This is a genomic window from Anaerococcus sp. mt242 (genome assembly GCF_016798225.1).
Lineage (GTDB): Bacteria > Bacillota > Clostridia > Tissierellales > Peptoniphilaceae > Anaerococcus.
The window spans coordinates 163,184-178,822 of sequence record NZ_JAEUYX010000001.1 but is presented as its reverse complement, the minus strand read 5'-3'; the positions used below and the strand labels follow the sequence as shown (position 1 = coordinate 178,822).

Here is a 15,639-nt window from a genome sequence, read left to right as displayed (position 1 = left end):
TTTATTAACTAAAGTATAACACAAAAAATATTTATTGTATATACAGTGGGAAAGTCAGCTTAAGTATCCTTTTTCTTTTAGAGCCTTTTCAATATTATCTAGAGTTTTTATATTCTTTGCACTTATAGTGTGATAGTGAACATTTTCTGTAAGATTTTTTAGAGGGGTTGAAATCGTCATATTTTTTACGAAATTATTGACCCCGTTGCGGGAGTGAATATCTAAATCTTTTTTTATAACTCCATATACTGAGTGGTTTATAAAAACATCAATTATTACTCCACCGTTATCAACAATTGTATTTAGCTCATCTTTTATATCTACATCCTCATGTTTTGATTCTATAATGCGGGTTAATTTTTCGCTGTTATCTATTTTGTATCCTTTATTTGTAGAAATTATTTCTATGCCAAATGCTTTTAATACACCTATATCTTTTACAATTATTTGCCTGGATACTCCAAACTTTTCCCCCAAAACTTCGCCTGAAATGGGATTATTACTTGATTGTAATGCATTTATTATTTCTTTTTGTCTTTCACTAAGTTTCATACTTTACCTCTTTTGTTAACTATACCATTTTGTTCTTGACTTTTTTATCAAAATCTTGTATTATATCTTCAACAACGATGAGAAGAAGAGTAACTATTTGGAAAAATCTAGAGAGTCCCGGCTGGTGGAATGGGATATTTGGAAGATTAGTGAAAAAAGCCTTTGAGTTTCTTTGAGGATATTTGATTCAAAGACGTGATTGCACGTTACAGCAAACGAGTATGATGGTACTTAATGAGATGTGCTTTGCAAAAAGTACATGAATTTGGGTGGTAACACGGCCTTTCGTCCCAACAATGCGAAAGTGTGCGTGTATTTTTTTTGGAAATTTTTAAGGCCCAAGAAAGGAAAAATTATGAAAAGAATAAGAAAAATTTTGTTAAGCCTTATCCTTATCTTAGTAACTTTTACAAATGTAAGTTTTGCTAGTGAGGATAGCAATGTTTTAAGAGTTGGAATGGAAGTAAACTATGCCCCATTTAACTTCTCTGAGGTAGATGATAAAAATGGAGCTATCCCAGTTGCAAATTCCCCAGGTGAGTATGCAAATGGATATGATGTGGCAGTTGCAAAAAGAATTGCCGATGAGCTTGGTAAAGAGCTTGAAATTTACAAAATAGATTGGGATGGACTAATACCAGCCCTAACCTCAGGCAAAATCGATGCAATTGTTGCCGGCATGAGTCCAACAGAAGAAAGATTAAAACAAATTGATTTTACAGATAGCTATTATAACGCGACAATAGGGGTTGTAACAAGAAAAGACTCCGCCTATGCTAATGCCAAAGATATCAACGACTATAAAGATGCAAAAATCACTGCACAGCTTGGTACTTTCCACCTTGATCTAATCGATCAAATGGATGGAGTAAATAAGCAACAAGCTCTTGATTCATTCCCAACAATGATTACTGCCACAGTTTCTGGCACAATTGATGGATATATTTCTGATAAGTCTGGTGCATTGATTGCAACAAAGGCAAACAAAGAATTAGTATATAGAGATTTCAACGCAGAAGAAGGATTTGAAATCGACCCAATGCTGACAAGCGTAGCTGTTGGTGTTAAAAAGGGATCAGAATTAAAGGATGATATAAATAAAATTTTAGCAAATCTTCCACAAGATGAGCAAGATAAAATTATGGAAGATATGATAAATGTCGCAAGCCTTAGTGAAGATGATGGCATAGAAGCAGCCGATGAAGATAAATCATTTTTTGGAGAAATGAAGTCAATTTGGAGTAGATATTCTTCCCTATTCTTAAAAGGGATTGTAAATACTTTATTTATTGCAATCGTATCTACAATTTTAGGATTTTTACTTGGTTTACTTGTAGCAATTATCAGAAAAACTGAAGTAAACAAAATCAAAAATCCAATTGGCTATGTAATTTATAAAGTAGTGAACTTTTTACTAGGTGCCTATGTAGAAATCTTCCGTGGAACACCAATGATGGTTCAATCAGTAATTATTTTCTACGGATTAAAACAATATTTTGGCATAAACCTTTCCACAATGTTTGCAGCTATCTTAATTGTATCAATTAATACAGGAGCATATCTATCAGAAGTTGTACGTGGTGGTATAAATTCAATCAATAAGGGACAATTTGAAGCCTGCAAAGCACTTGGAATGACCCACTGGCAAACTATGAAAAATGTAATAATTCCACAAACTGTAAGAACAATCTTGCCATCATTAGGTAATGAATTTGTAATTAACATTAAGGATACATCAGTACTTAACGTAATATCAGTTACAGAATTATTCTTTATGAGTAAGTCAGTAGCTGGATCAACCTACCAATATTTTCCAACCTATTTAATAACAGCCCTAATATATTTCATCCTAACATTTGCAATTACTAGAATTCTTTTAGTAGTAGAACGCAGAATGATGGGCAGAGAATATATCAAAGAATCAAGTACAGGAGCAAAAAATGTCAATAATTAAAGTAAATAACCTAGAAAAAAGCTTTGGAAATTTAAAAGTTCTAAAAGATATTAATTTTAGTGTAGAAAAAAACGAAGTTGTTTCAATCATTGGCTCCTCAGGATCTGGAAAGTCAACACTTCTTAGATGTCTAAACCTACTTGAAACACCAACAAGCGGGGAAATCTTATATGAAGGTAAAAATATCTTGGAAAATGAATTTGATGAACGTCACTATCGTTCACAAGTAGGCATGGTTTTTCAAAACTTTAATCTTTTTGAAAACAAAAATGTCCTAGAAAACTGTACCCTAGGCCAAGAACTAGTAATGGGCAAAAATAAAAAAGAGGCAGAAGAACTTGCCATGAGCTTTTTAACAGATGTCGGTATGCAAAATTTCATCCACGCTAGACCATCACAATTATCCGGTGGACAAAAGCAAAGGGTAGCCATTGCACGTGCCCTTTGCATGAATCCAAAAGTCCTACTTTTTGATGAACCAACAAGTGCCCTTGACCCAGAAATGGTGGGAGAAGTTTTAGAAGTTATGACCAAACTTGCTAAAACTGGAATTACAATGATTGTAGTAACTCACGAAATGGACTTTGCCCGTGATGTATCAACTAGAGTTTTATTTATGGATAAAGGTATAATCCTAGAAGATGGATCTCCAAAAGAAATTTTTGAAAATCCAACTCACAATAGAACTAGAGAATTCTTATCAAGATTCTTAAATAACTAGGAGAACTAATGAAAGATTTAGTAGAAATTTATTCAACTAATGAAGATTCCTTTGCTGTTGGATACATCATTTACCAAAATACAGAAAGATTATTTACCCACTTAGTGGATGATCAAGGCAAATTTGATGGATATCTTTTATTTGATAAATCCACCATAGATGGAATCGAGCGAAATACTGAATATCTAAAAAAAATTGAAAAATACATGGGATTTTGGGGCAATATTTCTATCGGGGACAGCGACAATGAAATCTACCAATCAAAACCTGACTTTAGAGATTTGATAAAATATGCCAAAGATCATAACAAAATCATAACTCTTGCAACAAGCTTTAATTATTATGATGCATCAACAGGTTATGTTCGAGATTTTAACGAAGAATACGTAGTTATAGATGCCATAAATAAGGCAAATGCCCAAGTATTTGACCAATTTGAAATAAAAATAGATGAACTAATAACCCTAGAAATCGAGTCAATCGACAATTTCCTATTGGGTTATGCCAATAAAAAATCATGAACAATACACTGATACTTATAATATTAAATTTAGTAGGAAAAATCTTCTCATTTATTCGTGAGATGATTTTTTCTTTCTTTTATGGAACCGGTCCGATAACCGATGCCTTTAACACATCGACAACCGCAGCTACCCTGATTTTTTCTGTAATCACCTATGCCCTAAGCAAAACTTACATACCAACATACAATGAAGTTTTAAAAAAGGGTGGAGAAGAATCAGGAGATAAATTTACAAATAATCTTCTAAATTTCTCCCTATTTTTGACCTCTGCAATTATGATATTAGGCTTTGCTTTTGCACCAGCTATTGTAAAACTTTTTGCAGCAGGTTATAGTGGAGAAAAATTAAAAATTGCATCTAGCTTTATGCGTGCAATAATTTTAACCATTTATCCAAATATCTATGCAGCAATTTTTTCTGCATACTTACAAATTAAAGGAGATTTTATAACTCCTGCCCTGCCATTAATTATATTAAATATAATTTTGGCAATCACGGTTGCAATTTCAAAGGGTAATGTGACCATAATGACTATTGGTATATTTTTGGCCTACTTTGTCCAATTTATAATTTTTCCAAGAGCCATTAGAAAAACAGGTTTCAAACGTGGTAAGATTAAATTTTCCTTTGACGAAAATGTCAAAAAAATTATAATCCTATCGCTACCAACAACTTTTTCTATGGCTGCAGTTTATATATCAACCATAGTCGACCAATCATTTGCTTCTCTAGTAGCAACTGACGGTGGAGTTTCTATTATAAACTATGCCTTAAAAATCCTTAGGATAGTTAGTTCAACATTTATCGTCCCATTCCAAGTTACAGCCTATCCAATAATTGGAAAATTAGTAGCTGATAATAACTTAAATGGTATGAAAAAATTAACTAGCCAGACCTTGGTAAAAATAATGATTTTATTTATCCCTTCTATAATTGGGATGATGGTTTTATCAGAGCCAATAATTTCATTTGTATACTACCGTGGAGAGTTTACCTACAATGATATGATTGCAACAAGCAAGGTTTTATTTACCTACACCCTATATTTACTAGGTCCTGCCATAGTAGATTTGCTTTATCTATCATTTTTCTCAAATCAAAATACAAAAATACCAACGGTAATTTCATTTATCCAGCTAGGAATAAATATCTTACTAGACTATGCCCTATCAGTAAAATACGGATTAGTAGGACTAGCAATGGCAACAACAATCAGCCAATTTTCATCAGTATTAATGGCTTTTGTAATGTATAAACGAACTTTTGGCAGTTTGGATAATAAATATATTCTAAAAAATATAGGCAAAATTCTAATAGCAGGAGCTGTATTAGGTATATTTGCAAAATATTTCTATCAATTAAGACCATCAAACCTATGGTTGCTAGTCACAATTGCATTTGCTGGAGTGATATATGTAGGAATCATTTATTTGTTAAAGGTAGATGAATTTGATGATATAAAGAATGCTTTTTTAAAAAGGAAGAAAAATAAAAAAGCCTAAGGAGAAATCAGTAGAATAATCATAACGTCATTGGCTTTGTTCTTTTATCATAAGTGATATATAAAATACAATAAGTAAACAATATAAAAAGACCTTTTTTAAAGGTCTTTCTTTTTTTCTAATTTACTACCCTATATTCACCATCAATTCGTTGAATAGTAGTATTTTTCAAACCAGTCCTTAAAGTAGAATTACTTTCAGGTCTATCTGGATTATCATCTATTGTTCTTGATTTGTTAATTTCTTCATCACTTTTTAGGAAATAGTCGTATATTACAAAATCTCCAATATTTTCTACATAACCTTCATTAAAGTTAATAGTTGGATCATCCCATGTTGTGTCTATGTTATACCAAACTCCATTTACCCTAACCATATTCCAGATATGGGGCTCACCTGTTTTTTTAGAATGTCCTGTGGCATATCTAACATCTAGTCCTGCTTTTGTTGCTAGTTTGTCAAAAAGTGTTGCATAGGCATTACATACTCCACCTTCTCCATAAATAATTGATGAAGGATGGTAAATTGAAAATCCGCCGCTCTTATCATTACCATCTCCCCTATTATATTGATTTTTAGTAACGATAAAATCGTGGATTTTTTGAGCTTTTTCTAGATCGTCATCATAAGCATTTATATTTTGATTTACCCATTCATTAGCAAAAAGATCTATTTGGTCATCCACAGTTGGATCTTCCCTAAAAGTTACTGTGAATGTTGCAGATTGAACATATACCTTATCTCCCTTTGTTTTATTAGGATCGTATTTTGTTTTTACATTTGTTTTTCCATACATACTATAGAAGAAATACCAGTCTTCCCTAGCCGTTTCTAAAAACCATGATTGGATTTGTTGATTTGTAGTGTAAGCATTGATATTTACAGTGAAATTTGTATTTCTCTTATCCAAATTTGCTCTAACTATATTTTTTGCTCTGATATTTAAATTATCATTTGTCTCGAGACTAGCCTTATAATTATTTATCCTAACGATAAGATTTTCACTTTTTACTATCAAATCGTCTAATTTTTTTCTATTTTCACCGCTAATAATATTTGGCATATTTTCTATAAGATATTTTGCAGCCCTTATTTGACTTTCGAGTGAACTTGTATCAAGCTTATCTAACTTTGCCTGATCAGCTGCAGCATAGGCAATGTTTGGTCTAATATTTGTATTTATAAGCGGGTTTATGGCCAAAATCATCGCCAAAGAAAACCCAAATAATTTCTTTTTCAAAGTGCAAACCCTCTCTAAATTAAAATTGTATCACTATATAATATACATTTTTTTGACACATTTTAAAGGCTTTTAGACACAAAAAAGACCTACAAGCTGTACTTGTAGGCTTATTTTTAGAGGGTTGATAATATTTTATTTGCTCTTGCAATTAGATTTTCTGATCTTGCTATTAATGCATTTAGTTGTTTATCGAACTTTTTAACATAGTTTGGCATTATTTGCTTAAGCTGTTTTGCAGCCGCTAGAGTAGTTTGATTTCTTTGTATAGCTGCTCTTAGCTGATTTTTTTTATTTTCATTTTGAGCCTTGTTGTTTACCTCTGCTTTTATATTTCTCTTTGCAAGATTTATCCTATTCATGGCATTTCTAAGCTCATCATAGCTTGCTGTATCAAGTCTTGCCAAAACAGATTTTGCTTCAGCGATTGCTGATTCATATTCTGCTTTTACATCTTGACTAGCATAATTGAAATATGCATTTGAATTTACTACATTAACCTCGTCATCTACTGCCAATTGTAATTGTCTTGCTTGGTCAGTGAAATTTTGATTACGGGTAAGTGCTTCTGAGTTTTGAGCAACATTTGCTTGTCTATCATTTGTGTTAGCAAAAGCACTTTGGCTACCTAAACTTAAAAATGCTATATTTACTAATAAGAGTGATTTTAATATTTTTGATTTAAATTTCATCATACCTCCTTAAGGTTTGGTTTTAGCCTCTAATTCCCTTTAGTTGGTTTAAAACTTTTGTTGATCTAGCTACTATATCTTCAGATCTTTTGATTAGTTGGTCTAAGTATTTGGCATTTTTTGTTGCAATATTTGGAGCAATTTTTTTGATTAATAAAACTGACTCTCTAGTTTCCTTATTTTGTCTTATAGCTTCTTCTAATCTTTCAATTTGTTTTTGTCTATCAATGTCACCTTGAGTTTGTTTTTTAGCTAGATTATTTCTTGCTGATTGAACTAAGTCTCTTGCTGATTTGATTTCATCTAAGCTTGAATTTGGATTTTCGATTGTAGATTTTGCAAGGATTGCAGCATTGTTATAAGTATTATATGAGCTATCTGTATAGATATCTTTTTCTGCTCTGATATCTGCTGTTTTTGCAATTTCTTCTCTAAGGCTGTCTAAAGCTTTTTTTCTCTCATCATTTGCAATTATTTCATTTTTTGCTGATTGAACAGCATTTATTGCAAGTTCGTTTTGTAGGTTTGTAAGGTTAAGTCCATTGTCACCTACAGTTTTCCAAGCATTTTGTACCGCAGCATCATATTTTTCTTTTAATTCTTTTGGTGCATTTTTATATGCATCACTTGCTTGGAAGTTTGATTGTTCTGTAGTTAGTTTGATAAGTTCACTTTTGTCAACTTCTCTACCATTTAGATTTGCTTTTGCATTTTCTACTAACTCTACCCTACTATTTAGTTGATTGATGTATAATCTATAAAAATCGTCGTTTTCTGTTTTATAGTTTATCAAACTTTCATATCCCTCTTTTAGGCCTTTTAAGGCATTGGTATATTGTAATTGAGGTTTTTCATCAGCATTTTTAAATTCATATCCCATCAATACAGAATCGTATTGGACAATCTTTTGATTTACTTCTTCTAATTTTTGTCTAAATTCTTTTTCTACTTCAGACATTTCCGTACTAACACTTGTATCTGTGCTTGCCGCGTAAACATTATTTGTGCTTGGTACTAGTAATAATGTTCCTAGAGCAAGAACGGCACTTGTTTTTAATATTTTATTTTTCATATATAACTCCTTTAGTTATTAGAATTATTTCTTGCTTTCATTATACCCTAATGAAGTATTTTTAAAATTATACTAAAAAAAGACCCCGGAGGGTCTTTAATTATTGTGCTTTTAATTGGTCAAGGGCTGTTTGAGCTTTTTCTAGTAGTGAGTTTGATGTTTCTAGTAACTCGTTTAGCTCATCTTCATGTCCGCTTACAGTTTCTGGTGAAAGTTCAAATAGGATTTCTACTGCACGTGCACTTGATCTGTTATCAAAGATTGCTTGTTCTAAAGCTTCGATTTTTTGATCTGCTGACATATCTGCTGTTGATGTATCTTGAGATTGGTCAGTAGTTTCATCTGCATTTTCGTTAGTATCTGCTGAATTTTGTGTATCCTCTGTATTTTCTGCTTTATTTTCAGCTGTTTGTTCTGGAGCTTTAGCTTCATCAGCTGTGTTTTGATTTTCCTTTGCAGTATCTGCTTTGTTTTCTTCTACAACTGGTGCGTTTGCATCTTTGTTTTCATTTTTTACCATGTTGTCGCATCCTGTTAGTGTTACTGTTAATAGTAGTGCTGATGCTAGTGTTTTATTTAATTTCATTGTCTTTTCTCCTTTTTGCTTTTACATTTTTATTTTTATCTTTTTCTTTATTTTTGCCAGTAAGAATATATGCTCCAATGGCTGCTACTAATAGTACTCCTACCCCTACAAGAGATTTTATACCCGTTCTTACAATAGATCCTGGATTAATTGTAGAAGGTACTTGTCTAGTAGTAGTTACTGGTGTAGTTGTTGTTCTTGTACCAGGTACTGTTGTTGTATTTGTCGTAGTTGTTACTGGAGTGCTGCTACCATTTAGTTTTAAAGCATTTGTAAGCTCTGTTTCTGCTGCTAATAGATCATCCATAGTTGCATTTTTATCTTCAAGAGCTTTTAGTTTTGCTTCAACCGCTGCTTTTTTATTTGCATTGGTGATTTGAGATCCATCTTTTTTGTATTTTTCTTTAAGCTTTTCTACTCTTGCTGCAAATTGGTTACCATCTAGAGCATTTACTGCTTGCATTATTTTTTCTGATACTGCTGATAAATCCTCTTCGCTTGCATCTTTATTTTCAAGAATTGCTTTACCTTCTTCGATAGCTTTATCATAAGCATCTCTTAATGTTTTCTGAGCTTTTTTATAATTAACTGAATCTCTTAAATTTTTGTCACCTTTGATAAAGTCTTCAATATTTTGTCTTGATGATTTTTCGTTTTTATTAATATCTTCAATAATTTTTTTGAATTTATCATCAGCTAATACATTGCTTAAGGTATCCTTAGCTTCTTTTATCTTTGTCTTATCCTTACTTTGGATTGCTAGATTTGCTTTTTTAAGCGCATCTTCCAGTTTGTCTTTTAAATCTTTATCAACATTCGCGTATTCTTTGTGTTTTGTAACTTTTGTTGCTAATTCAGCTAATTTTCTAAGTTCTTTTAGATCTTCTGATTCATTTAGGTTATTTATTTTAGCAACAATTGGTTTTATTTCGCTTTGATTTAATTGATTTGTTAGATAAGTTCTAGCATCTTCAATATCAGATGCATTATCACTATTTAGCGCTCTTCTAGCAGCTATAATTGCCTTATTTAAATTTTTGCTTTGAGTAGCTTTTACATTTACATAATCTGGATGAGCTTGAACTTTTGTAGCTAAGTCTATTAAATTTTGTAGGCTCTCCTTATTTTCATCTGCTGCAGGATTGCTAGATTGGCCTACAATTTTTCTTTTAATTTCATTAATACGATCTACATATTTTTGTGATAGTTCTGTGTCTTGACTTAGAGTATCTAAATTTTCGCTTACTAATTTTATCAAATCATTGTATGTTTTTATCAATGACTTATCAGAGTCTTTGCTACTATTATTTTTTACATAATAGCCATAAGTTTGTCTAAATGTAGGAGCTTCATCTACTAGTTCTTTTAAAGTGTTTGAATATTTTACTACATCTTTGTAGCCTAGGTCGGTAAGTGCATTTACAATTTTACTGATGTTCTCATTGATTTTTTCAGTACTTATATCTTTTCCATCTGCAATATCTTTTAATACTAAGCTAGCATCAGATATAGCTTTATCATAAGCTGATTTTTTGTCTGAATTGGCACTTGTATAAGCTGTGCTTTTTGTAACTTCTTCTTTATTTCTTACCAAACTATCCAATAATACTTTTGCTTGGTCATAGGAATTTTGGTCGCCTGTTTCTTTTGAACTTGCTATTTTGTTTTGAGCATCTTTTATAGTTTGTATAGCTGCATTTAAATCATCGACACTTGATTTATTATTCTGAAGAACTCCATTTGCAGCAGTGATAGCATCATCATATGATTTTTTATCTGCATCACTTGCTGATTTGTATGGATCTTGTGTCTTATAAGTTGTTGCTGCATCTACCAATTCTTTAAGAATATCCTTAGGTGCCTTTTCGATTTCTGTGCTGTCAATAACTTTTGTTTTTATTGGTGCTAAGGCAAGCTTTGCAAGGTTTAGGTTATTTAGAGCTTTTTTAAGTTCATCAGCTGTCGCATTTTCCTTTTTTAATACTGCATTTGCATTCGCTTTTGCAATATTATAAGTTAATCTTGCTGTTTGACCTGCATTTTCAAATCCAGCTGGACTTGTATTAATTTCATTTTGAATTTGAGACTTTAATCTACTAGCTTCAGTATTTTTTGAATTTGCTGCAGTAAGTGCATCGTTATAGGCCTTATTTAAGTTATTGTAGGCTGTATTTAATTCAACTGTTGTTGACGAAACATTTTTATACACTTCTTCTGCTTTAGTTAGACTATTATTTAAATTATTTTTAATATTTGAATCTGTAATATTTTTAAATTCGTCTAACTCTGTATAACCATAAGCTTTCTTATCTAACTCTAATAAATTTTTGTAAGCTCTACCATAGGATGTACTATCAGCTGGAGTGATTTTTTCAATTTCATCATTTGTTAGTGCTGAATTTTTAGCCTCTAGATTGTTATCACTAATGATATCATTGATAGTTTGAGCTAATGTTTTATTAGTTGTATTGATTTCATCTCCACTTTTTGCCAAGTTTTTTTCGTCAGACTTAGCAGAATTTATTGCATTGGTTAATTTCTCCTTATCAGCTTTTGATACATTGTTATCATTTGCTATTGTTTTTGATAACTTTTCTGCAATAGCGATTGTAGAACTAAGACCTTGACGTTGTTCGTTTGTCGGCAAATAGTCTGTTCCAAATTTATCTTTAGCTTGTTGAATATTCGCAATTAGTTCATCTAATTTTTTATCTTCAGTTGTATTGTTTGCTTCTCTTCCTGCACTGATAGCATTATCATATGCTTTTCTCTCAGATTCAGAAGCAATGTTATAACGAGCTGAATTTTGAACACTTGATTTCTCATCTGTTAAATCTTTTAGTTTATCTAATTTTGTAGTTTTATTTTCCGAAGCTGCTCCACTGTTTGGATCAGTGTTTTCAGCTCCAGTTGCATATGCTACAGAACTAATTACATTGTTTCTTACTGGAGCGATTGCCCCGATAGATAGTGCTAGAGCAATAGTTCCTACATATAGTTTTTTATTTTTCATTTCTAGCTCCTAATTTCTCTTACCATTTAAGCTTATTGCTTAATTATAGCTATCTAAATTATACAATTTTTAGAAAATATTGTCAAAATCATAAGCTTGATAATTTCAAATAAAACGTTTAAATTTCAACATTTTTCACTTTGAGTGATCTCCATATAATTTTCTACAAAAAAAGCTCTAGGGATATGTCCCTAAAGCTTTGAGTTTAGTCTTTATGTGGATTTTTTCTTTTTTGCTTTTCTAGTTTATAAAGTGCATATGCTGCAATTAACAATATAATTAACCACATACCAACACTTTCTATACCAGTTTTGACGCGGCCAGTTGATGACCTATCGCTGCCCTTTCTTCCCCAGCCAAAGATACCTTGATTTTGTTTATCATCTTGGATATTTGAGGATGGAGATTTTACTGTGCTTTCTGATAAGTCAGATTCATTATCTTTTCTATTTTTTCTTGATGCATCATCATTTTCGTGGTCCTTGTTTTGACCGTCTCCCTTATCAATTTCTCCATCTTCTTTATTTCCTTTATCTGGACTTGTAGAGTCATCTTCGGTTTTTGATGGATTTTTACCATTTGGATGATATGGATCTTCTGGATTATAAGGAACTTCTGGGAATAGTTTGTCCCACCACCATGGTTTCTCAGCCGGTGGTTTTTCTACTGGCTTATCTGGATTTTCTGGGTCAAATGTTTTTTCTGGATAATAGATATCCCACCACCAAGGTTGTTCTGGCCTTGTTGTATCAACCGGTTTAGTTGGATTTTGTGGATCTGTTGGATCTATTGGTGGATTTTCTGGTTTGTAATCCTTATCAGGATTTATCTTATCCCACCACCAAGGTTTTTCACCTTCCTTAACTTTTGGAGGATTGCTTGGTGTGATTGGATTTTCTGGATCGCTTGGATTAGTAGGTTCATTTGGATCTACTGGACTCCAAGGCCATTCTGGCCACCACCAGGGCCATCCGCCATTTTCATTTTCGGAATCTCCAGGCTTTGATGGATTATTTGGGTCAGTTGGTTTAGGGTTTGGGTACTCTGGCCAATAATCTTCATTTCTTCCTGGCACTGGAGGATCTATAGGATTGATTGGTTTGTTTGGATTAGTTTTATCCTCTGGTTCTGTTGGATATATTGGAGTATTTTCTTCGTTCCTATTTGGATTTGTGGGATCAATTGGTCTATTTGGTTCTGTTGGGTGGTATGGGTTTTTAGGATCCATAGGATCATATGGATACCAAGGATTTTGTGGATGAAAAGGATGGTAAGGATCCTTAGGATCTACAATATCTCCATTATTTTTGTGAATATGGGGATCATCATTTGCAAACTTAATTTCAGTTTCTTTAGCATTTTTATCATTCTCATCTACTTTATCCGCATCAAAGGAATAAACTGATGTGCTAAGTCCATCAGTTCCGTTTTGAACAAAGAACATCACAATGTATTTGTTCTTGCCGTAAGTAACTGACCTTCCCTTTTCCTTAAAATCTTTATTATTTTGATAAATAAGATATTTATACTTGCCCGGTTTGCTAAATTCTGGTGCAGTAAATTCTATTTTGTAATCTCCCGGATAGTTAAAAGAAGATACGCTAGGCGCTGGTGCACCATCTTGTGGCTCAATAACTACATTTGCAAAATGAGGACTACTCGCCCACTTTTGCCCTTCATAAAACCACTCTACAGAAATAGGTATCTTAATTTCGCCTGCAGCTTGAGTATTTAGAAATGGAAATATAATAACCATTGCTATTAATATTAAATTTCTAATTTTTTTAATTGCTTTCATTATTTATCTCCATTCATTGGTCTAATTACACCAAGTATAACCGTTCTACCATTTGTCGTTGCCTTTTCACATGTAGAGAGGGCTATTATTCTGTCATTTCCTATATTTATATCTCGTTCGTGAAGTTTTGTTTTTCGGGCGTGTTCAATAAGATTTTGCCTACCCTCCATAGTGCTTATTGACGATGGGTTAAATATAACAGAATCATAGGCATCAATTTTGCTTACCATAAATATCTCTATATTATAAGTTTCTTTTGGTAAGAAAAGTGTACCAGTTTTATGTTTATCAAAATAATCTTTTTTTTCAAATAGAACCACATCTCCAAACATCCCACCCTGGTCCATATGGTGACCGTATAAAAGGGAGTATGGATCTTTGAATTCTTTATTATTTCTATAATCTAGGAATATTGCACCACTTAAGGCAAAGTTTTTGTAAACATCTTTGTTAACATATTCCATATTGTCTTCACCTTGGACTACTGGATGGTCGATATTTGTATCATCGATAGTAACCCAAGCTACTACATCTTCATTTATCTTCATCAAATCCCACAGAGTAGGGTTTTCGCCATCTTCAGTAATTTGAGGTTTGTATTTTAAAAGCTCATCCCCAGCAAAACCACCTCTAAAAAGCATATATGAATTCCAAAGGGAGTAGCCTGCAAAAAGCATGACCAATATTAAAATTATTGCGACTATACGGTCTAGTATTTTCTCGCCAATACGCGATATATTTGCTACTGTCTGCAAATTGCTTGCTCCTTTCTTTGGAATTTGTTTAAATTGTTAAGCCTTTGCTATGGGCTTTGGTATATAAAAAGTTAATTGTATGGTAGTCCCTTCCCGGGACTAGGGGCCGTTTTAAATCTGGCGAGATTTTAATTTTTAATATTTTATTCTAGCTATTACGCATATTGTTCGTCTTCTTTATTTCTTTTGAAGTATACAAAGAATACAATTCCTGCTGCTGCGATTGCTAATACGAATGGTGCGATGTTTTCGATAAGACCTGTTGGAATTGTTTCGTTTTTATCATTTGTAAAAGTAATATCACCCGCATCCCCATATGCTGTAATGGTTTTATTTGCATTATCAATAGTAGCTCTCTGAGTATTAGTAGCTTCAATAGTTGTTTCGTAGTTTTCAACATTATTAGCATCTAATTCAGATTCTACAATTTTAACTTGGTCGCTTGTAGCTAGTCCAGTAATTGTTAAGCTTTCGTCATCACCTAGTTCAAAAGTTTTTCCCCCTGCTGGAAGAGCTTCACCATTAACACGTACTGAAGTGTTATTAGCATTATTTTCAGTAGTAAATGTAATTGTAAAATTAAATCTATCACTTAGGTCTGCCTGGTTACCAGTAATATTCTTAGTAACTTTAATATCATTTGTTGTGATTTTATTAGTAAATTCTAGGTTTGATTTTGTTCCGTTGCTTGAAACTATATATTTAACAATTTCACGTTTATTATCAGTTGTGCTTTGAATAAACACATCCACATTAAATGATTGTTCATTCTCTTCCATACCTGAGATATTTGGATTTTTCTCTGTAATTACATATCTATATACACCTGGTTGAACTGAATCAGCTGGAGCTTTAACTCCTAAATCAACTGAGTTTGTTAATTCTTCGGTTGTAGTCCCAGCATTAATCCTAACTGTTCTTTCACCCTCTTCTATAATTCCAGGATCTGCAGTTGGTTTTACCCATTTTCCATATTCATTATCTGAGACAGTAGTTCTAGCTACATTAAATTTGAAATCAGAACCACCGAAATATTTACCACCTGCATCTACTGTTTTTGTGATAGAAGGAGCATCTGTTGATTCACCTTGACCATTATTAGGTGTAGGTGATGATGCTTTTGCACTACCTGCAAATCCTGCAAATGCAATTGCTCCTGCTAGAGCAATACCGCTTACTTTTTTGAAAATATTGTTTAAATTCATTTATTTTTTCTCCCTATTTTTATTT

13 protein-coding genes and 1 other annotated feature are annotated in these 15,639 nt (G+C 32.4%); of the genes, 4 read left to right on the top strand and 9 right to left on the bottom strand.

The window, feature by feature from the left end:
• Nucleotides 1–54: 54 nt before the first annotated feature.
• Nucleotides 55–552, bottom strand: coding sequence for a transcription repressor NadR (locus JNO63_RS00935; RefSeq protein WP_203126353.1), 498 nt, complete (start codon nt 550–552; stop codon nt 55–57).
• Nucleotides 553–620: 68 nt separating this feature from the next.
• Nucleotides 621–848, top strand: a binding site (T-box leader).
• Between the two features lie 59 nt (nt 849–907).
• Here JNO63_RS00935 and JNO63_RS00930 point away from each other — a divergent pair.
• From JNO63_RS00930 to murJ, 4 genes are read left to right on the top strand one after another with little or no spacing between them, the layout of a single operon-like run.
• A complete protein-coding gene (locus JNO63_RS00930; RefSeq protein ID WP_203126351.1) occupies nt 908–2,506 on the top strand; it encodes an ABC transporter substrate-binding protein/permease in 1,599 nt (532 codons plus the stop codon).
• On the top strand, nt 2,493–3,227 hold the full coding sequence (locus tag JNO63_RS00925) for an amino acid ABC transporter ATP-binding protein (RefSeq protein WP_238390447.1): 735 nt from the start codon (nt 2,493–2,495) through the stop codon (nt 3,225–3,227). Before JNO63_RS00930 ends, JNO63_RS00925 begins: the two co-directional genes overlap by 14 nt.
• Before the next feature lie 8 nt (nt 3,228–3,235).
• Entirely contained in the window at nt 3,236–3,748 is a 513-nt protein-coding gene (locus JNO63_RS00920; protein WP_203126349.1) for a hypothetical protein, read from the top strand.
• Complete coding sequence (gene murJ, locus JNO63_RS00915) at nt 3,745–5,253, top strand: murein biosynthesis integral membrane protein MurJ (RefSeq protein ID WP_203126347.1); 1,509 nt, start codon at nt 3,745–3,747, stop codon at nt 5,251–5,253. The genes JNO63_RS00920 and murJ overlap by 4 nt, the downstream gene beginning before the upstream one ends.
• A 118-nt stretch (nt 5,254–5,371) precedes the next feature.
• On the opposite strand, the gene JNO63_RS00910 is transcribed toward murJ, so the two are convergent.
• From JNO63_RS00910 to JNO63_RS00875, 8 genes are all read right to left on the bottom strand, one after another.
• Nucleotides 5,372–6,493 (bottom strand): transglutaminase domain-containing protein, encoded by a 1,122-nt coding sequence (locus JNO63_RS00910; protein WP_203126345.1) that lies wholly within the window; start codon nt 6,491–6,493, stop codon nt 5,372–5,374.
• 116 nt (nt 6,494–6,609) lie between these two features.
• The gene (locus JNO63_RS00905; protein WP_203126343.1) at nt 6,610–7,185 is read right to left on the bottom strand and encodes a hypothetical protein; all 576 of its coding nucleotides are present in this window, start codon (nt 7,183–7,185) and stop codon (nt 6,610–6,612) included.
• A 22-nt stretch (nt 7,186–7,207) separates the two neighbouring features.
• Entirely contained in the window at nt 7,208–8,257 is a 1,050-nt protein-coding gene (locus JNO63_RS00900) for an FIVAR domain-containing protein (RefSeq protein WP_203126341.1), read from the bottom strand.
• A gap of 100 nt (nt 8,258–8,357) precedes the next feature.
• The gene (locus JNO63_RS00895) at nt 8,358–8,843 is read right to left on the bottom strand and encodes a hypothetical protein (protein WP_203126337.1); all 486 of its coding nucleotides are present in this window, start codon (nt 8,841–8,843) and stop codon (nt 8,358–8,360) included.
• Complete coding sequence (locus JNO63_RS00890; protein WP_203126336.1) at nt 8,830–11,856, bottom strand: FIVAR domain-containing protein; 3,027 nt, start codon at nt 11,854–11,856, stop codon at nt 8,830–8,832. The genes JNO63_RS00895 and JNO63_RS00890 overlap by 14 nt, the downstream gene beginning before the upstream one ends.
• A 205-nt stretch (nt 11,857–12,061) precedes the next feature.
• Nucleotides 12,062–13,654: a hypothetical protein gene (locus JNO63_RS00885; RefSeq protein ID WP_203126334.1), complete on the bottom strand. Its 1,593-nt coding sequence runs from the start codon at nt 13,652–13,654 to the stop codon at nt 12,062–12,064.
• Nucleotides 13,654–14,409: a class B sortase gene (gene srtB / locus JNO63_RS00880; RefSeq protein ID WP_203126332.1), complete on the bottom strand. Its 756-nt coding sequence runs from the start codon at nt 14,407–14,409 to the stop codon at nt 13,654–13,656. The genes JNO63_RS00885 and srtB overlap by 1 nt, the downstream gene beginning before the upstream one ends.
• A gap of 155 nt (nt 14,410–14,564) precedes the next feature.
• Nucleotides 14,565–15,614 (bottom strand): DUF7601 domain-containing protein, encoded by a 1,050-nt coding sequence (locus JNO63_RS00875; protein ID WP_203126330.1) that lies wholly within the window; start codon nt 15,612–15,614, stop codon nt 14,565–14,567.
• Nucleotides 15,615–15,639 lie beyond the last annotated feature (25 nt).